Source organism: Candidatus Firestonebacteria bacterium RIFOXYD2_FULL_39_29 (assembly GCA_001778375.1).
GTDB lineage: Bacteria > Oederibacteriota > D2-FULL-39-29 > D2-FULL-39-29 > D2-FULL-39-29 > D2-FULL-39-29.
The window spans coordinates 20,790-39,331 of the sequence record MFGV01000021.1 but is presented as its reverse complement, the minus strand read 5'-3'; the positions used below and the strand labels follow the sequence as shown (position 1 = coordinate 39,331).

Annotated in this window: 15 protein-coding genes and 1 other annotated feature; all 15 genes read right to left on the bottom strand. The window is 38.8% G+C overall.

What is annotated here, in order from left to right; translation table 11 throughout:
• Window positions 1-10 precede the first annotated feature (10 nt).
• Window positions 11-925: a hypothetical protein gene (locus A2536_02045; GenBank protein OGF47546.1), complete on the bottom strand. Its 915-nt coding sequence runs from the start codon at window positions 923-925 to the stop codon at window positions 11-13.
• A gap of 22 nt (window positions 926-947) precedes the next feature.
• A complete protein-coding gene (locus A2536_02040; protein OGF47545.1) occupies window positions 948-1,559 on the bottom strand; it encodes a hypothetical protein in 612 nt (203 codons plus the stop codon).
• 103 nt (window positions 1,560-1,662) lie between these two features.
• Window positions 1,663-2,136 (bottom strand): hypothetical protein, encoded by a 474-nt coding sequence (locus A2536_02035; GenBank protein OGF47544.1) that lies wholly within the window; start codon window positions 2,134-2,136, stop codon window positions 1,663-1,665.
• Window positions 2,137-2,165: 29 nt separating this feature from the next.
• On the bottom strand, window positions 2,166-3,404 hold the full coding sequence (locus tag A2536_02030) for a hypothetical protein (GenBank protein ID OGF47543.1): 1,239 nt from the start codon (window positions 3,402-3,404) through the stop codon (window positions 2,166-2,168).
• 51 nt (window positions 3,405-3,455) lie between these two features.
• Complete coding sequence (locus tag A2536_02025; protein OGF47542.1) at window positions 3,456-5,144, bottom strand: hypothetical protein; 1,689 nt, start codon at window positions 5,142-5,144, stop codon at window positions 3,456-3,458.
• Window positions 5,145-5,337: 193 nt separating this feature from the next.
• Window positions 5,338-5,413: a binding site (cyclic di-GMP riboswitch class I), on the bottom strand.
• A gap of 156 nt (window positions 5,414-5,569) precedes the next feature.
• A complete protein-coding gene (locus tag A2536_02020; GenBank protein OGF47541.1) occupies window positions 5,570-7,120 on the bottom strand; it encodes a hypothetical protein in 1,551 nt (516 codons plus the stop codon).
• Complete coding sequence (locus A2536_02015; protein ID OGF47540.1) at window positions 7,117-9,921, bottom strand: hypothetical protein; 2,805 nt, start codon at window positions 9,919-9,921, stop codon at window positions 7,117-7,119. The genes A2536_02020 and A2536_02015 overlap by 4 nt, the downstream gene beginning before the upstream one ends.
• Window positions 9,922-10,044: 123 nt before the next feature.
• Window positions 10,045-10,740, bottom strand: a complete 696-nt coding sequence (locus tag A2536_02010; GenBank protein OGF47539.1) for a Rossman fold protein, TIGR00730 family — start codon at window positions 10,738-10,740, stop codon at window positions 10,045-10,047.
• A gap of 40 nt (window positions 10,741-10,780) precedes the next feature.
• The gene (locus A2536_02005) at window positions 10,781-13,186 is read right to left on the bottom strand and encodes a hypothetical protein (GenBank protein ID OGF47538.1); all 2,406 of its coding nucleotides are present in this window, start codon (window positions 13,184-13,186) and stop codon (window positions 10,781-10,783) included.
• Between the two features lie 73 nt (window positions 13,187-13,259).
• On the bottom strand, window positions 13,260-13,739 hold the full coding sequence (locus A2536_02000; protein ID OGF47537.1) for a hypothetical protein: 480 nt from the start codon (window positions 13,737-13,739) through the stop codon (window positions 13,260-13,262).
• 184 nt (window positions 13,740-13,923) lie between these two features.
• Window positions 13,924-15,075, bottom strand: a complete 1,152-nt coding sequence (locus tag A2536_01995) for a hypothetical protein (protein OGF47536.1) — start codon at window positions 15,073-15,075, stop codon at window positions 13,924-13,926.
• A gap of 196 nt (window positions 15,076-15,271) precedes the next feature.
• Window positions 15,272-16,180: a hypothetical protein gene (locus A2536_01990; protein ID OGF47535.1), complete on the bottom strand. Its 909-nt coding sequence runs from the start codon at window positions 16,178-16,180 to the stop codon at window positions 15,272-15,274.
• A gap of 263 nt (window positions 16,181-16,443) precedes the next feature.
• Window positions 16,444-17,601 (bottom strand): hypothetical protein, encoded by a 1,158-nt coding sequence (locus tag A2536_01985; GenBank protein OGF47534.1) that lies wholly within the window; start codon window positions 17,599-17,601, stop codon window positions 16,444-16,446.
• Window positions 17,591-17,914 carry a hypothetical protein gene (locus A2536_01980; protein OGF47533.1) on the bottom strand — a complete coding sequence of 108 codons (324 nt, stop codon included), beginning with the start codon at window positions 17,912-17,914 and terminating at the stop codon, window positions 17,591-17,593. The genes A2536_01985 and A2536_01980 overlap by 11 nt, the downstream gene beginning before the upstream one ends.
• Window positions 17,911-18,498 (bottom strand): hypothetical protein, encoded by a 588-nt coding sequence (locus A2536_01975; protein ID OGF47532.1) that lies wholly within the window; start codon window positions 18,496-18,498, stop codon window positions 17,911-17,913. The genes A2536_01980 and A2536_01975 overlap by 4 nt, the downstream gene beginning before the upstream one ends.
• Window positions 18,499-18,542: the final 44 nt, after the last annotated feature.

Here is an 18,542-nt window from a genome sequence, read left to right as displayed (position 1 = left end):
AATCTCCTTTCTAGTTTATACTTATCTTTATCTTTTGAAAATCATTCAGGCCCGTACAGGGAAGATATTTTGAAGCGCTATTTTTAGATGTTACAGGTACATCGCCAAGGCAATACATATTAAAAATACCCGGAGCCGGATTAATCATGACTTCTTCGGTAGATGTACTAAGCATTGAAAAACTTATAAAAAGAATATTCGCAGTGGCTGTTTTTTTTCTTGTTGCTAATCTTGCCGTATCACCATAATCACCTTTCAGCAGGTATTCAACCTCAATCCGGATGCTTCTTGAAGCTTTCATTGAACTATAATCATATCCCGATGCGCTTTCAATCTTTTCTCCTTTTTGATCGTAAGGTATGAATTGTATTGTATTCATAAGAAATTCATTCCCATCAACCTGTTCAAGAACTTCCTCTTCTTCTCCCGTTTCTGTCTGTCTTTTGCCATCATTTGGATCACGCATATCATCAGGATAACCAAGGGGATATTCATTATCATTTGGCTTTTGGCTATGGCCAAACTTCAAAACCCATTCGTATTTGTCTACCTTTTTCATAAGAATTATATACTTGGAATCACCGGAAGATTTAGTAGAATAAGCAATAGTATTACCTTCCACGGTTTTATCATTTGAACTGGCATCGGTATCAATTACTGTTCTGTTAAAGATTTCAAACTCCAAATCATCACAATTATTTCCGAGAGAATTCAGACGGTTTGCAAACTGCAAATCTTCTGAAATTTTAGAAAAAAGATTCCGCACATATGTTTGTTCCTGAATGGTATCAGTACCCATGTAAAAGAATGTCTGAGCAAGGAAATAAGCATAATATAAAACCAGAAGAAGGAGGGAGGAAATACCCATAGCAATCATCAGCTCCAGAAGAGTAAAACCCTTGTGCCTTTTACAGGTTTTTTTCATTTCTACGTACATCTCCTAAAAATTAATTTGACAGCTGAGTCTCCAGGAAAAAATCCCCGTCTTTTATTTCACCGCGAGGGTCGCTCCAGTTCACCGTTACTTTAATGCTGACCAGAACAGGATTTACATCCATAACCATCCATTCAACTGTTCTGGTAAAATCAGCCCTGGTTTCACTTGACATCCTTATTTCTTCGTTATTTGAAGAATCCTGAATCTGCCCGACAGTCTGAAGTGTTTTCAGCACAACGATACCTTCATCAACCAGCTGACTGGGCGTCATTGTCCCTGCTTTTAACTTGTCAATTATCTCTCCGCCTTGCGGCATCTCAAGCAAGCCCACATAAAGAGGGTTCTCAATACTTGACAGTCTTATCATTTCATTATTTGCAAGGCGCGCGGATTCTTCCTGGATATCTCCGACGTTAATATCCATGAAGCCGCTAAAGAAAAGCTGAATAACAAAAGCATATACCAGAGAAATAAAAGCAACAGCAATAAGAACCTCAACCAGTGTAAGCCCTTTATTTTTTACTCTTTTTCTCATTGGTTTTGCTCTCCTGCTTCGCTGTTGCATTTTTCCGGTGCTTAATTTAAGTACCTTATAACCTAATCGGCTTTCTTTTTTATCCATTAATATTGAGTCTTAAAACCGCTAAAATCTTCATTACTTTCCAAAATTTCTTTCATTTATTCAGCAAAAGTCAAAAGCTGTGTTTTCTTTAATCACTAACAAATTATTCCTCCGAAACGCCCTCACCGGTTGATTCAGAAGAAGTTTTATTGCTCTTAAAAGAATGCCGTTTCGTATTAATTGGCGGCTCAACATCATCATCCGTATCCTGCTTTGCATCCGGTCCGTCACTTCCTATAAGGTAGTTATTCGCCGTCTTTGCACCTTCTGATTCATTCGCAGCTCCGGAACCGGTAGCCAAACGATACCGGTACGCCCTGCCCCACGGATCCTTGTCGCCGCCTTCCTGCAGATACCCTTCATTTATTGGTGTCAGTAAATTGTCAGGATAATATTTGTAATGTGTATAGTAAAGTTCCAGCGCTGACTGCACGCCTCGAAGCGACGCCTTACAGGATTCTATCTCCGCCTGCTCCCTCGTCTTTAGTAAATCCGGTATTACTATAGCTATTAACAATCCGATAATCGCTATAACAATCATCAGTTCCAGCAGTGTAAAACCTTTCCCTCTTTTCATAAAGCCTCCCCTTTTTAATTTTATCCTTTTTAACTTTTTTTCATATTTCCGTACATTTTAAAGACCGGAAGATAAAGAGCCATAACAATAAGAGCAACTACACCTGCAAGACCGATAATAAGTAAAGGCTCAATAAGCGCAGTAAGAGCAGCTGTTGAGATCTCAACTTCCTCATCATAAAACTCCGATATTTGCTCCAATACTTCACCAAGCTTACCTGTCTGTTCGCCGACATGCACCATGGAGATAACAAGCGCAGGAAAATACGCGCTTTTTTTTAAGGTATCCGCTATTTTTTCACCTTCTTTAATCTTCTCTTTAGCATCAAGAATTGCCTTTTCGACAGGTTTACTTCCTACTGTTTTAGAAACTAAATCCATTGATTCAAGGATAGGCACCCCGTTATTTACAAGAATACCGAGAGTCTGGGAAAATTTGGCAAAAATAACTTTCGACATATAAGCACCGAGTATAGGAAGCTGTAACATTACTTCATCTTTTTTAAATTTGCCTTTTTCCGTGCCGAGAAGTTTCGAAATAAAATAAATCCCGCAAATAATAATTCCAAAAGAAAAGAAAGCAGCAGGAAAAGTTAAAAAATATTTACCGATTACATCGTTACTCAAGTAAATCATCGTTTTTGTAAGCCAGGGCAGATTGCCGCCCATGGTCTTATACATATCTTGAAATTTGGGAATAACAAAAGTTAAAATAAATATCACAACGGCTATACCGACTAAAATGACCAGTATGGGATAAATCATTGCCGATTTTACTTTATTGCGAAGCCTCGATGTCCTGTCCATATATTTTGCCGTACGAATAAGAATCTCCGGCAGTTTACCGGAAGCTTCGCCGGCCCTCAACATGCCCACATATAAACTGTCAAAGTATTTGGGATACTTACTCATGGCGGTAGAAAGCGGCGTACCGGAAATAACCTCGTTTCTGACATTTTTAATTATTGTCTTTAACAGCGGATTAGCCAATTGATTTATCAAAACTTCAAGACACTGTTCAATAGGGATTCTGGCTTTAACTAAAGTTGCAAGCTGTCTCGAAAAAAGTAAAATATCATCCTGGGAGATATTCCCGCCGGACAGGCTCTTATTGAAGAACTGGGTTATCGCCAATTTTCTTTTTATACTGGTGATCATTAACCGTTGACGCTGGAGCTTTGTTACAGCAATATCTTTACTCTCTGCGTCAACGTCACCTTTATAGGCTTTTCCGTCTGAATCAACAGCACTATACGAAAATACTGGCATTGTTTAGCCTCCGCGTTAACCCTAAAAGGGTTTTATAACCCCTTTAAATAATTATTGATTGGCAGTACCTGCTACTTTTATTATTTCATCAATCGTAGTCATGCCTTTTAAGGCTTGATCTATACCTGCCTGAAACAGAGTCCGCATACCATTTTTGACAGCAGCAGCTTTAAGTTCATGAGGTTCAGCCCTTTTTGCAATCATATTTTTTAACTCTCCGTCCATAACCATTATTTCATAGATTGCAAGTCTGCCCCTTGAACCCGAACCGCCGCAAATCTCGCACCCTCTGGTTTTATAGAACTTCGCGCCTGCTTTATTTATAATAATCCCCAGCGCCGCCAATTGCTGATCAGCGGTCATTATATAATCTTCTTTGCAATGTTCACAAGCTTTTCTTACAAGACGCTGGGACATAACCATGACTATACAGGAATTAATAAGAAAAGGTTCTATGCCCATATCAATGAGTCTGGTGACAGAACTTGGAGCATCATTAGTATGAATAGTTGAGAACACCAGATGGCCGGTAAGAGCGGCTCTAACCGCAATATCAGCAGTTTCAAAATCACGCATTTCACCAAGGAGAATAATGTCAGGGTCATGTCTGAGAAAACTTCTCAGGACTTTTGCGAAGGTGAGTCCTATTTCTTCTTTGACTTCAACCTGTCCTATCCCAAAGAAAGAGTATTCTATCGGGTCTTCAATTGTCATTATGTTCTCGCCGGTATTATATATTTTATTTAAGGCAGCATAAAGTGTGGTAGTTTTACCCGAACCGGTAGGTCCGGAAATCAGAATCATACCGTAAGGTTTGTTGATAGCTTCATTAAATTTGACTAAGTCTTCGCCCTGCATACCCAGCTTTTCCAAATCAAGCACCGTAGCGCCCCGGTCAAGAACCCTAAGAACAATACGTTCACCAAACTGATTAGGAACAATAGAAACACGAAAGTCTATATCCCTTCCGGTTACTTTTTTTGTAATACGACCGTCTTGAGGAAGTCTTGTTTCAGCAATATCAAGCCTGGACATAATCTTAACACGTGAAACCATTGCAGGATAAATCGGAAAAGGCGGAGCCGGCACTTCATGAAGAACTCCATCTTTTCTGTATCGTATTCTCATCGTCTTTTCAAAAGGCTCTATGTGAATATCAGTTGCTCTTTCTTTTACCGCATTAATAATAATCAAGTCTACTATTTTAATAATAGGAGCATCATCAGATATTTCATTTACTTTCTCACTTTCGCAGGCCCCATCATCAAGAAGCTTATTATCTATCTCCTTAACCATATCACGCATTTCATCTGTCAGACCGTAATATCTGGAAATTGATTTTGCCAGCGCTTTCGCACTAGCAAGCATTGGTTTAATTTCCTTATGAATCAAAAATTTGAGATCGTTGATAACCCGGAAATCCAGGGGATCTATCATTGCAACATAAACGGAATTATCTTCCTGACTATAAGGTAAAATTTTATACCTTCTGCAAATGTCTTCCGGAATTAATTTTATTATTTCGGGATCGATTATAACATCATTGAGGTTGATGTAAGGTGTGTCTAATTGTTTACCAAGTATTCTTAGAAGATCATCTTCAGTGATATAACCTAAATCAATTAAAGTATGACCAAGGCGTTTATTACTGGCTTTTTGCTCAGCAATAGCCTTTTCCAATTGCGCAGGAGTAATCAGCTTCTCCTGTATAAGCATTTCACCTAACGGATGCTTATCCATATCGACCGACCCTATTCAAAATATTTTGAAACAAATCCTCTTACCCGCAATAAACCAACTTCTCTTCATAATCAGGTTCACTGCCCTGAACCTGAATTAAATGAATTGCTTAATATTATAAAAACATACGTCAAATTACCGCATCCTGCGATAATTTGACGGTTCGCAACTAAATTAATAAGTTATCGATGCGCTTGGCAATCCAGCCTCTTTCATCTGGACCCGTAGCTTTGCGACCCCGCCTTACGACAAGTGTGCCTTTTCGGATGTCTAGTAGATTTTAACAACAAAAGCATTAAAAGTCAATACCCATTTAGGCCGACACAAAAGTAGACAGTATACCTTTACTTGGCAAATGGAAATTGAAGTCTTGAGCGGATTTTTCCTAAAGATTGACTCATCTCATCTCAAATTAAGCCTGCTTCTTAGAAATTCACCGTAACCCCTGCTTTTATTGCTGCTTTTGGCAATGAATAGTCTTTGATATTCTGATACTCTCTGTTTAAAAGGTTTTCCCCTTTGACGAAAACTGTGATATTTCCGCCAAAGCTTTTTTTGACACCTGCTGAGACCAAAAAGACATCTTTTAGCTTGTCAGTAACCGTCTGAGAGTAGAAAATATCTCCTCTATACTCAAAGGAGGCGTCAAAAGTCCAATCAGTGATTACATATTCACCGGACAGGGTTGCCGAATGAAGAGGGATATACGGAATATTCATTACCGGATTATCAGGATTAGCCGCATTAACATATTTATAAATCAATTTCTGAGTAAGCCCGTCAAATATCTTCCATTCTTCTTTCACATTTACACCTATTATTGAAGCTTTAGAAATATTTACGGGGGAAGTAGCGAGGCCTGCGGACTCATAAGAGATAAGGTCGCTTATTTCTTTTCTATAAAACTCCAAAGTTACAGGTATCTGTTTTAATAATCTGTGCTCCACCCCCACACCTATATTTAGCCAGGTGTTTTCAGCCATAAGTCCGGGATTTACAAGGTATATATCATCGTCATAGGTATTTTTAAATTTTGGATAGACCCTGCCCGGTTCATAAGATACAAACACACGGGTGAAGCCGTCAACATCAAATACAGCTTTCGCATTCACAAAAAGCCAGCCATTATCGCTTTTTAAAGCGACAAATATGTCGGTATTTTCAATTTTAAATCTGTCTTCCAACGCAGCAGAATAACTCCAGCCAAAAATATTGTCGTTTCGAAAATCTATACCCAGACCCGGAAGATGCTTTTTATTTTCAAAAACCATCTCAAAATCAGTTTTAACACCAAAACTCGTCTCATTGTTTACAACTCCAAAAGTACTTAAATCTGACCTTGCAAAGCTGAAATATGAAGTCAAGCTGAGCTTGTCCATAAGAGGCAAAGAGGCGCGCAAGTAGGCGGTATAAAAATCCTTTATAACAGAGGAAAATCCCAGTGTCGAGGCATAAGGGGTTTTTATCGTCTCGTTTTCATAATCAAGAGTAAGTCCCAGCTTCAAGGCCTTATTAAAAAAATATGTCAAATCTCCGGAAGCTGAAATATTGGTATAACCCGAATCCTGAAGGAGAAAATTCTTTTTATCTCCCAATAAATTAATTATAAAACTAAGATTTTCAAATTGTCTTCCGTATGCTAATTTGGCAAAATAATTATCAAAAGTTCCCGCATATGCTGTTAACTCTCCAAACTGATTTTTACCTTCAGTTTTTTCAAGCATCGGGGATCTCTTATCTTCTTCCAGATACGGACCCTTTATAAACTCCATTTCCATAAGCGGAGTCTCTTTCGGAGGCATCGGATAATTTGCAGGAAGTAAATCTTTCTTCTCGACTCCTACTCTAAGGTCCGACTCCCCGGAGACCACAACATCAGGAAGTACAAATACCGGTTCTCTGTCTTTTTTAATCTCCTCCTGGGCAAGCAAACAAGAAGTCAACGCCAGCAAAAGAAGAGCAAATATCTTTTTCATTTACCCTCCAGATCTTTCAGGCGCTTTTCAGCGGATTTTTTCCAGTCAGGATTTACACTGTCTTTTATAATTTCAGAATAAAGTTTTCTTGCATCCTCATATTTTGCAAGACGCTCATAACACTCAGCCGCTCTTGCTTTTGCCGTAATTTTCCAAACATCCGTCACCTTTTCTATTTCAACCACTTTCATATATTCTTTCGCCGCATTTTCATAATCACCCGAGGCGTAATAAGTATTACCCGTCCAGTATTGAGCCTCCTGAGCCTTCTCCGGAACATTTTTAACCAGCCAGGCGTAAGATAATGCCGCATTTGCGTAATCTTTTTTCCCCTCATATAACGCCCCGGCTTCCATCGCCGCATCCTTCGCAAGCTCGCTCTTTGGATAGTTGTCCAATACTACTTTATACTGTTTAATTGCTTCGTCAATCTTTTTAAGTTTTTTATAAACAAGACCCGTATTATAAGCGGCAGAAGGAGCAAATTCGCTTTTTGGGTACTTTTCTAAAACATCCAGATACTCATTGGCCGCATCGGCGTACCTCTCGAGAGAAAAGTAAATACTCGCGATCCTGAATTGCGCCTTGGGTGCCAATGAAGATGTGCTGTGCCTCGAAATAAGCACCCGGAAACTTTCAACAGCTCTTCCATTATCTTTTTGATTAAGAAAAGCTTCAGCTCTGCTAAATAACGCCTGGTCCACCATATTTGAAGTCGGGAACTCGCTTATGAACTTTTCATACTCTTCCACCGCTTGTTTATAATTTTTTTCGCTAAAATAATACTCTCCGAGTTTAAATTGAACCTCGGCGGAGAATTCTTCCTTGGGAAATTTCCTAAGGAACTTTTTTGATATTTCAGCAGCTTCGCTCACCTTCCCAAGTCGGGAATACGTCCAGGAAAGACCGTAAAGAGCATCTCTCTCATATTTCGTGTCGCTGTATTTGTCTATTACCTTCTGATAGTAGTTAACCGCGGTGTCATAGTTATTCATATTATAGTAAGAGTCTGCGATCTTCAGCATTGCATCCGGAACAAAAGCACTGTTTGAATGCTCTTTTTCTATCCTGGAAAAACTAAGAATTGCTTTGTCAAATTCATTTCTTCTAAAATTAGCAAAGCCCGTCCAATAAGCACTTTCTGCGGTATTCAAAGTTGACCAGAAAGAAACTGCACCTTCAAAATCATTCCCGTTATAAAGACACCAGCCTGCCTGATATTTGGCTTTAGCTGTTTCTTCGGGATCCCTGGATTTTTCGATTACTTTCCGGTAAGACTTTAAGGCGGAAATATAATCTTTGAGATTATAAAGACAGCTTCCGCTCATATAGCTTATTTCTCCGATAAAATCTTCATTCTTATCCAGCTCTGAGACCCTGGTAAACTCACTCAAAGAACTCGTAAATTTCTTAAGCTGGAAGTAACACCAGGCTATTCCAAGCTGGGAGACAATCGTAAGCCGGGGATCTTTATAATCGGAAATAACATCCTTATAGGCAGTAATCGCAGCTTCATATTCCTTTTTCGCAAAGAATGTTTCTCCGAGACGAAAATGCGATTCTGAAACCCAGGTACTATCCGGAAACTGAGTAAGCAAGTTGGAAAAATGTGTTTTAGCGTAGTCATAATACATTAATTTATAATCACACCAACCAACCCAATACAGACCATCGTCGGCTAATTCACTTTTTGGATATTCATTATATATTTTATAATATTGAACCTTTGCATCCATAAGGCGGCCCAGACTGTAAAAACAATTACCAGAAAGATACAGAGCATAAGGTTTCAACGCCTTCGGCGCATCCGCACTATCCGTAATATCCTTCAACTCTTCTATCGCTTCCCAATTACGTTTCTGTTTAAAGAAACACCACCCGAGCGCATACTTCGCCCTGTGGGCAAGTTCGGAGGGGACATCCTTCCCTGCCGTAATATCCTTAAGCGATTTTAAAGCATAGTCAAACTTGCCAAGATTGACAAAAGATACGGAAAGCCAGTATCTGACTTCATTCTTCAACGCGCTCTCGGGATATATCTTTAAAAACAGCTCAAAAGCACTGACTGCAGATTTATAATCTTTCAGTTTATAAAAACACTCGCCAACCCGGTAAGACGCCGCGTCAGAATTTTTGTGCGCCGGATTTTTCTTTAAGAACTCCTCAAAGGCGATTATTGACTGGTCAAAAGATCCTCCCAGAAATAAAGCTTCTCCCTTCCAGAAAAGCGAAGTCTCCGTAAGCGGGCTATTAACAGTTTTAAGAGAGATCTTCGCAAAGTTAACTGCCGCCGTCTGATATTTTCCGAGGCGATAATAGCACCAACCCATGGAGTAATAGGCAAAATCAGCGTGGGTAAATTCGGGATAATCTTTTACTACTTTTTCATAAAGAACTACCGCATCCTCAAGCTTTTCGAGATTAAAGTAACACTCCCCCGTCCAATATAAAGAATCCGGATAAAGATAACTTCCGGGAATTATTTTTTTAAAAGCGTCAAGAGCTTCTTCATATTTTTTTAACGCAAAAAAACTTTCACCTATACGATAAGCTACAGAATCCCTGTATTCCAGCGTAGAATGCCTATCAAGGACATTGTTATACTCCTTAATCGCCTGTTCGTAAGAACCCAGATTAAAATAACATTCCGCAGTCATATAAGCGGAATCTGCTGCTTCTTTTGCGGAAGGATATAAGGAGCTGATTTTTTGGAACTGCTCTATGGCAAGCTGATAGTTTTTGTCCTTAAAAAGCCCGTAAGCAAACCTGTACATGCCGGAAGCTTCTTCAACGCCGGACATGGAAGCCGCTAAGAGTATTACTATAAGAATTTTCTTTAACATTGTGTTAATTGTAGCATAATAAGGAGGCTTGTGGCAATAGCCCGAAACCCTTAGGCACGCAAGAAAGTGCTGTTTCAAATACTATCTCAATATTTTTTGCTCTTTATCTTTGTACTTATGTCCTATTTTATTTACTCTACAGTATTTAATTACATGCGAGACGGCTTCTTCTGCGGTATCCGCAGAAATAAACATATCCATATCGGAAGCATCAATATAGCCTCTTCCCACCATCTCTTTCTTTAACCATTCCAATAAGCCTTTCCAGTATTCTGTCCCGACAAGAATCACAGGAAATTCGTTTATTTTTTTGGTTTGGATAAGAGTAATAGACTCAAAGAGTTCATCCATAGTCCCAAACCCGCCGGGCATAATAATGAAGGCTGTCGCATATTTCACAAACATAACCTTTCTCGCAAAAAAATAACGGAATTGCATGGATTTGGTAACATAAGGATTCGGTTTTTGTTCATGCGGCAATTCGATATTAAGCCCGATGGATTTGCCTCCGGCCTCGAAGGCGCCTTTGTTTCCCGCCTCCATAAGACCGCCGCCGCCGCCCGTAATAACTGAAAATCCTTTTTTAACAAGTTTTCCGGCAATTTCTTCGGCTATCTTATAATATTTCTCCCCGGGTTTTTCCCTCGCAGATCCGAATATAGAAACCGCGGGGACAACTTTTGCCATTTCATCAAAACCCTCAACAAACTCCGACATGATCCGGAACATTCTCCAATTATCTTCCATAGTGAAATCTTGTATATGCTTCTTTTTCATTTTTTCTCCTTAAAAAACAATCGGCTCTGCCCCTTATTTCTCACGGAACAGCTACTTCCTTCTTGTCATTATATTCTAATTTACACCGCATAACCCTGTGAGCATACATATCGGAAATAAAAAGATAATCTTTGTAAACAGCTATTCCGGAAGGTCTTGCTAAAGGAATCTCCGGATCAATAATCACTTTTGTACCTTCAAGAATTTTATCGCCGCCGCCGCCATTACAGTCTTCATTTCCGTAATTGCCGACACGTAAAATAAGATTCCCTGCTTTATCAACCGCTTTTATCTGATACATATACGCATCCGGGACCCAAAGCCGCTCATCAGAATCAAGACAAATTTGTGCAGCCGGACATTCGCCTCCGCAATTCCAGGGAGATACACCCGAAACCCCCGCATGATTCCAAATTTGCGGTTTTCCGTCAACACTGTCCAAAACTCCCCCTTCCGGGGAGAATTTTAAAAGACGCCCAAAAAGCGTAAATATTTTAGGCCATTCCTTCTTTAAATCAAGCTTTGTTTCTTCCGGAGTAAGATACGGCATCGGCCACGCTTTCTTTCCGCCGGGCGAACCTCCCTGGGAAGCAGTTGTCATCTGAGCGCCATGCCACATAGTTCCGTCGATAACATAAATATTTCCTTCTTTGTCAACCGCAACATCATTTATGCCGACGCTTTTAACTGCGCCTTTTTTCTTTAATGAACCGTCAGCACCATAAATATCTACTTTTGTTTGGCAGATCTTCTCACCTCTTGTAACAAGATCCCCAAAATTTAATATTTTTGTAACATCACGGGTAACTTTCCATTTATCCGTCTCGGAAACAACATAAATATCAGAGTTTTTTGCGACAAAAAGACCTTTAATGCCGCTAAACGGTTCGGCATCGCTATATTCCAGATTAATAGCATCTTTTGTCCCGAACTTTAAACGTTCACCTTTCGGAGAAACTTTCCAGATTTGAACAGTTTTTTTATACATAACCGGCAAATACCAGTTGTTTTCGGAATCAATAGCGGAATACCCGTAAAAACCGCTAAAACCCGACATGTTAAATTCTTTAAACTCTTTTCCGTCAATATCGCTTCTTGTATATCCCAAATATAGCTGACCTTTTGAATCGACCTTTAGAAATCCGGGGAATACAAATGCGCGGGGGTTCTTACCGGCATCCAGAATCGGCGGAGGAACCTTGAATGACTTATCGGGAAACGCGGTTTTTTCCGCTGTTTTAATAAACGATCCGTCCTTTTTGTAAACTTTAACCTTATCCCCGTCAAGCACAAGTATATTGTCGTCTTTATCTACAGCCACATCATTAGGCCCTGAAAAGTGACTCTCATCGTCTAAAACCGGTTTATCTTCCAGTTTGTGTCTTCTCTTTACATGCGCCGCATAACTGTTAAAACTTACTTCCCCTATATAATTACGGGGGGAAGAAAGCTTTTCCTTTCCGGAATAAACAAATGAATTTATCGGACTCATATCTCCTATCTTAAAATATCCCACAACATGATGAAATCCGTCCGCAAAAATAACATTCCCTTCTTTATCAAAAGCAAATTTCCAAAGATTCTTCGTAAAGGTATTTTCAATAGCCGGCTGCCAGGGAGGACGCCAAACCCACTTGCATATAAATCCGTCGGGATCAACCATCCATAATCCCAGATAATCGGAACACCAATTATGAATGCCTATTACGCTTCCATCGGGAGCAACTGTTGCAGGGTGAGATGTCCCGGCATAATATGTCGAATTATGATTAACACATGTAGGAACCCGGGAACCGTCCCAATTATCCATTCCTATTGAAGAATCAGTTATAAATCTTTGTAATTTTTCCTTAGATTTGTTAATGCTCGGAGGCCATACCATCCTAACGAATTTGCCTTTGCTGTCAAATACTCTTGTGGTATTTAGATGAACCCCGCCTGATTGAGTAACAAGATATTCGTCGCCGTTTCCTTTTACTATAGTAAGTGCATCAGATCTCCAGGATTTGTAGCCGTCACGCTCCCCTAAAATAAACTTATCGAATTTTGCGTTTACGCCTACCGCGATTAGAACCTTGCAGTCATTACTCACTTCTATTTCTTTGCCGCTGTCATCCTGCCCGTTCCAGGTTATACTCTGAGACAATGAACCTGCCGAAAAAGGCTGTACCGCTTTTTTTAATCCCACCATACCGCTTGCCAAGTGTCTTACCGCTTCCCCTGATTTAGTTATCCTTACAGTTACATCACACGGATTAGAAACAGTAAACGAAATAGTATATCCAATGGCAGATTTGGCGACTTTAGGTTCTCCAATCAACTTGGCTTTTGACGCAGACGCTTCCTTTGCAGGTGCAGCAAAGGCATAGTGATTATCCTCAATCCACAACTCAGCAAACAATATTGCCGCAACAATACTCCCTAAAATTACCGTTTTTCTATTCATCTGCCGCCTCCTGTATTATATTATGTTACAAGTATGCTACCAAATTTATATTAAGAATCAAAGAACTATTTATTTATTTCATCCTTTTCATTACATTTTTATATACAACTTTGTTAACATAACCAAAATCCGCATCAGGATATTTTGCTTTTAATTTATTATACAGGTTCTTTGCCACTCCATAATCTTTATTATAAAGAAATTGCTCTATAAGTTTCAGATTTCTTTCTATGTCTTCCATCTGGCTCACAGTTAAATTTTGAGATTGACCAAAAAGCTCTTCCTCTTTATTATATATAGTTGGTATTGCAGCAATTTTGTTTATATTCTTTATCTTACACGCTATATCTTTTTCTATTTTAGGCAGCTTAATTTCCATATTACCGTCTTTTTCAACATTTTTCTGCAGCCTATACTTTATTTCTCCATTATACGTATCCCAATATTCTACAATATATTTACCCAATTCTAAATTCTCTAATTTTATTCTGCCTCCGGCGGATATTGGCTCTACATTTTTAGCTTTTGGATTCAGGATTTCCTTATTGATCATCCATCGTAAAGTCTACTATATTTTTTTTCTTCATTTTCTTCTTTATTATGATATTAATTATTCGAAATTTCTCAATCGAATATTTAAACAAGTCTCAACGATGCAATTTAATGTAAAATTGTATCGATAGCAAAAACAAAAGCCCGCTACTAGAATAGCGATAGGAGGTAACCCTTTCATAGTATCAGTCCCCTATAAAAAAATCGTTATTCCAGAGTTTTTTCAGGAATAATTCCCAAGGAAAAATTTGGATTTTGTTGGAGAGCTGTCTTGGTTCGTTTTCAAGACAAACAATAATTGAGTGTTTAATTGGGCCGTCTTCTTGCAGCGCTTTTAGAGCGAGTGTATCTCCATCATGAATTCTGCTAGAGCCTTTTATCTCTAATGCGATATCCTTATCCCCAAGAATGAAATCAACTTCGTAGCCTGAGCTGGTGCGCCAGAATGTTATAGGCATATCAGGATTTTTATAAGCCTGGTAAGCTTTTAATTCCATGAATATGTAGTGCTCAAAGGATTTGCCAAAGTCGCGGCTGCCTATTACAGGTTTACGCCTTGCGAGATAATTTGCAACGCCTACATCAAAAATATAGAATTTTTCAGTTTGTATCATTCTTCTTGTTTTAGAGCTTTTCCAGGGCGAAACTCTATAGCCCAGGTAAGTATCTTCAAGTATGTTGAAGTATGAGCGGACTGTTTTATGAGAAATTCCGGATTCACGGCCGACATTGACATAATTAAGAAGTTCACTTGATGTAAGGGCGCATACTCGAAGGAATTCATTAAAAGCCGGTATATTTTGGATTCTTGCCTCGTTTATTATTTCCTCTCTTAAATAATCTGCTATATATGCTCTAAGGTCTTCCAAAGGATTTGGAGAAAGATAATGCGGTGGAAGTAATCCGGATACCATTACTGTTTCTAAATCAAAGCCTTCAACTTCAAAATACGATAAAGGAAGCATTGTTCTTCGCCACGCTCTTCCACCAAGGAGATTTGCATGTTCTCTTCGAAGTTTGCGGGCACTACTTCCTGTCATTAAGAATGAAACATCACTATTTTCGATGAGCCAATGTATTTCATCAAGCAAAGAAGGGATTTTCTGTATTTCGTCTATAACAATAAGCCCTTTATGATTAATAAATCTTTCTCTTAGAAGAGAAGGCCTGGCTGCATATTCCGCAAATACATCTGTTTTTAGAAGATCAATTATTTTATGATTTGCTAATTCATGCCTAATCCAATAAGTTTTTCCAACTTTTCTTGGACCCCATAAATAGGCGGATTTGCATTTAGGTAGATTTAACTCGAATATGCGTTTGATAATCTTCCTCATGCCGGTATTTTAACAGGATAAACTGCCCTTGTCAAGTAATATGTCATATCAGAATGGTAATGGGAAGGCAGATGGTACCCCCCTTAAATGCTTATTGTGCAAGCAATTTTAATACAACTGGATCCCCGCCTTTCCGCCATAAAGATCGGCGGACATAGCGCGAGAATGACAGAAAAATGAGTTTTTCAGCAACCTGCTAATTTTCTTTTACTGCAGATTTCTTATACGCCACTGTTACCTCGGTTTTAAGGGTCAGTAAACCTTCCTCGTCACTATTTACATTATTGTCTTCCGTTATATCTATATCGAACTCCTCTTCTTTGATCTTAATTTTGGCCGTGACTTTGGAGTATTTTTGTTTTACTTCGAGCATGGCTGCTGCTTTTGCATCTTTCATCAGCTTCTTAAGAGTTTCTTCATTTAAATGATAATTAATTAATTGATTGACCGGATTTTGGATATTTTCGGTTATTTTTGCCGGGGTCGCACCTTTAAATAATTTAGACCCGGTCAAGCCTTCGGAAATAACAGATACACTCTCAGCAGCAGTGTCCTCCATGTCATTAATTGCTATTGGAGCTCCGCCGTATTTAGCAGCCGCATCCAAAATATCCATTATTTCTGCCTGTTTTTTATCTTTAAGATTATTTATAACCACAGTTTTTTTTGCCGTATTCTTGTACGATTTACTTTTAAGGCGGTTACCTTCATCATCAAACCGGTCATTTGCGGAAGCGCCCTTTTTAGTTCTTTCCTGAATTTGGGTTCCGGCGCCGGAAACCGTAAAATTTTCTTTTTTAAGTTTAAATTCACGGCAAATTCCGCGGATCAGAAATTCCACCTTTTTACTAACATCAACTTCCGCCGCTTTTAAATTTACGGAAGGTTCAGATTTTACGGTAAACCGTACAAAAACATTGTCGGGTTTAGCCGTCAAAATACCGGTGCCCGTAATAGTGAAACCGGAGATCTGTCCTCCGCTATAGGCGACATTTTCAAGTTCTTCGCTAGCGTCCAAAACCTGACTGTTTTTTCCGTCTTTTTCCTGGCAATAGGCCGGAGTAAAAGCGGCGGCCAGAAAGATGAAAACGAGTATTAATCTCATTAAAGCTCCCTGGAAAAAAAATTGCTCACGTTGCACGTTCAAACGTTACTAACGTTCTAACAGGCTGCTGAAAAACTCAATATTAAAAGTTTAATACGTTAATACTATTTTTCAGAACCTCAAATGCCAAATGCTTATTGTGCAAGCAATTTTAAATACAACTGGATTCCCGCCTTCGCGAGAATGACAGAAAAATGAGTTTTTCAGCAACCTGCCAGAACTTTATGAACCTTATGGACTTTACAAACTTTATTAACTTTGTTTCACACCGTTTCCAGCCGCCACATATAGATATCAAGCGGTAGAATTACATTAAGCGGCGCGTATTTTTCACTTAAATTATATTCGTCCGAAAGTTTAGACAAGCCAAAGAGGAAACGCACCATATCTTTTCTGTTCAGGCTTATTTTAAGCGCGGCCGGTTTATCAGCGACTTTAACATTTTCACCTATTTCCAGAGTTGCCTTCTGATTTAATTCCGGGATCTCGAAAGTGACCATCGTCTTCTTAAGGTTAAGACCTTCTACTTTTATGCTCATTTGACCGGTAAATTTTTCCAGCATTGATCTAAGATTTATTATCTTTATCATTCCGTAATTTTCCAGCACCCGGTATCCTGAAATTGAAGCAAGTAATTCATTATACCTGTTAAAAAAAGCAGGAGCAGCTGCAATAATTTCTTTGAATTCATATTTTTCAATTACGTGCCGGAACAATGCCTTAAGCGCTGTCAAATCACCGCCGAACTCCAGAACGGTCCCGTTTTCTTTTGACCATCGGGTTATCATAAATGTAATATACGCCGCGGGTTTACTTCCAACGGAGGCAATTATTGTCTCCCGGTGCAGCCGGCTAAAGAGAAGTTGATAGTCCAAAAACGTTCTTTTGAGTCCGATTCCGTCTTTTTCATGTATTTTAATTATACCTTTAAGATCTTGAATCCTATCGGAATATTTTCTGTAAGTGTATCCGGAAGTAACTATCCCCTTTGTTGTTCTTTCCGTAATACTATATTTCATTAATCTTCCGGCATTTTCCCAGCCGAAATATCCGTATCTTTTTCTCTCACCTGCAAGCCAGGAAATATCATAGCCGTTCTCATTCATAAGCTTTTCAGCATATTCCAGCTGGAGTTTCATAAATCCCTTACCGCGGTATTTTTCGTAAGTGGCAACAGCTCCTATACCGGCAATACCGAGCACTGCACCGGGGAGCTTCATTTTTAAAGGATAAAGTCCGACATGACTTACCACTTTGCCTTTATCTCGTATCCCCAGATGTTTTATACCTCTATCATTCTTACTCAAGGCAATATGCCTGCAAGTTTTTTCTACCGGAACTTCTGTCGGGAAGGCGTGGTCAGCCAATTTTAAGAACTGGCCAATATCTTTTTTCGAAAGAAATTCTATTTTATTTTCCATCTTTCCCGTGCCCTTGAAGCATTTTTAGGTCTTCTGTATTTTCATACTCTGTTATATCAATAATATCTTTTATCTCCCGAGTATTTAACGGTTCAACTTCAGATGTTTCAACTTTTCTGCCGTGTAAGAGTAACTTCCTTACAACAAATAATGCGATACCAACAGGTATGAGAACTACAGCAAGCGCCATGACCGCAAAAGCAAAAAAAATCATTAAAACAACACCCAGAATAATAAAGCCGGTTAAAATTAACTTATGCCTAAGACTTAACCCGCCGCTGATATTACCACCGGTCATAATAATTCTTTTCATTTTTTTATTTCCAGCTCTTTCACAGAGAATTCCTTAAAATAAGCACTGCAGCTGTTAAAAAAATCACCAAAAACACGAAGACCCGTAAAACCGAAAGCAAGATTATTGTCTTCAACCGATAGAGTAAATTTGTCATTCACATAAATATCAATTTTCTTACCCTCGCAGATTATTTTCAGCTTAACAGATTCTTTTATCCTGAAATACTGTTCACTTCCCGCGAAATAAGTCTCTTTCCCTTTTAACCGCCGGATTAAAAGAATGCTTCCCTGTGATTCCTCATTAACTTTAGGATTGAAAACCAGAATATAAAGATTATTTTTATCAGCAGCTCTAAAAACCAGGCTGCCTTCCCTATTTACCACATTTATTTTGCATTCCATCACAAAGTTCTTAAATATACTTTTTTTAAAGAATATTAATCCGTCGCCCCCTCCTGAGATTCCATGTATTTCATTATCAACAATACTCCAATTCCCGGAAATTATATTCCAATTATTAAGGTCCTTTGTTAAAAGGCTGTCTTTATTATCCGTTACAGGTGATAACACTATGAATAAAACAATCGCTAGCCTGGCAAACATCCGTTCCTCTATAATTCAAATTTAAAACAAAACAATAACTAAAA

What these genes read in the sequence shown, in the direction of transcription:
- A2536_02045 (OGF47546.1), bottom strand. Translation starts at nt 925, where the DNA reads ATGAAAAAAACCTGTAAAAGGCACAAGGGTTTTACTCTTCTGGAGCTG.
- A2536_02040 (OGF47545.1), bottom strand. Translation starts at nt 1,559, where the DNA reads ATGGATAAAAAAGAAAGCCGATTAGGTTATAAGGTACTTAAATTAAGC.
- A2536_02035 (OGF47544.1), bottom strand. Translation starts at nt 2,136, where the DNA reads ATGAAAAGAGGGAAAGGTTTTACACTGCTGGAACTGATGATTGTTATA.
- A2536_02030 (OGF47543.1), bottom strand. Translation starts at nt 3,404, where the DNA reads ATGCCAGTATTTTCGTATAGTGCTGTTGATTCAGACGGAAAAGCCTAT.
- A2536_02025 (OGF47542.1), bottom strand. Translation starts at nt 5,144, where the DNA reads ATGGATAAGCATCCGTTAGGTGAAATGCTTATACAGGAGAAGCTGATT.
- A2536_02020 (OGF47541.1), bottom strand. Translation starts at nt 7,120, where the DNA reads ATGAAAAAGATATTTGCTCTTCTTTTGCTGGCGTTGACTTCTTGTTTG.
- A2536_02015 (OGF47540.1), bottom strand. Translation starts at nt 9,921, where the DNA reads ATGTCCGGCGTTGAAGAAGCTTCCGGCATGTACAGGTTTGCTTACGGG.
- A2536_02010 (OGF47539.1), bottom strand. Translation starts at nt 10,740, where the DNA reads ATGAAAAAGAAGCATATACAAGATTTCACTATGGAAGATAATTGGAGA.
- A2536_02005 (OGF47538.1), bottom strand. Translation starts at nt 13,186, where the DNA reads ATGAATAGAAAAACGGTAATTTTAGGGAGTATTGTTGCGGCAATATTG.
- A2536_02000 (OGF47537.1), bottom strand. Translation starts at nt 13,739, where the DNA reads ATGATCAATAAGGAAATCCTGAATCCAAAAGCTAAAAATGTAGAGCCA.
- A2536_01995 (OGF47536.1), bottom strand. Translation starts at nt 15,075, where the DNA reads ATGAGGAAGATTATCAAACGCATATTCGAGTTAAATCTACCTAAATGC.
- A2536_01990 (OGF47535.1), bottom strand. Translation starts at nt 16,180, where the DNA reads ATGAGATTAATACTCGTTTTCATCTTTCTGGCCGCCGCTTTTACTCCG.
- A2536_01985 (OGF47534.1), bottom strand. Translation starts at nt 17,601, where the DNA reads ATGGAAAATAAAATAGAATTTCTTTCGAAAAAAGATATTGGCCAGTTC.
- A2536_01980 (OGF47533.1), bottom strand. Translation starts at nt 17,914, where the DNA reads ATGAAAAGAATTATTATGACCGGTGGTAATATCAGCGGCGGGTTAAGT.
- A2536_01975 (OGF47532.1), bottom strand. Translation starts at nt 18,498, where the DNA reads ATGTTTGCCAGGCTAGCGATTGTTTTATTCATAGTGTTATCACCTGTA.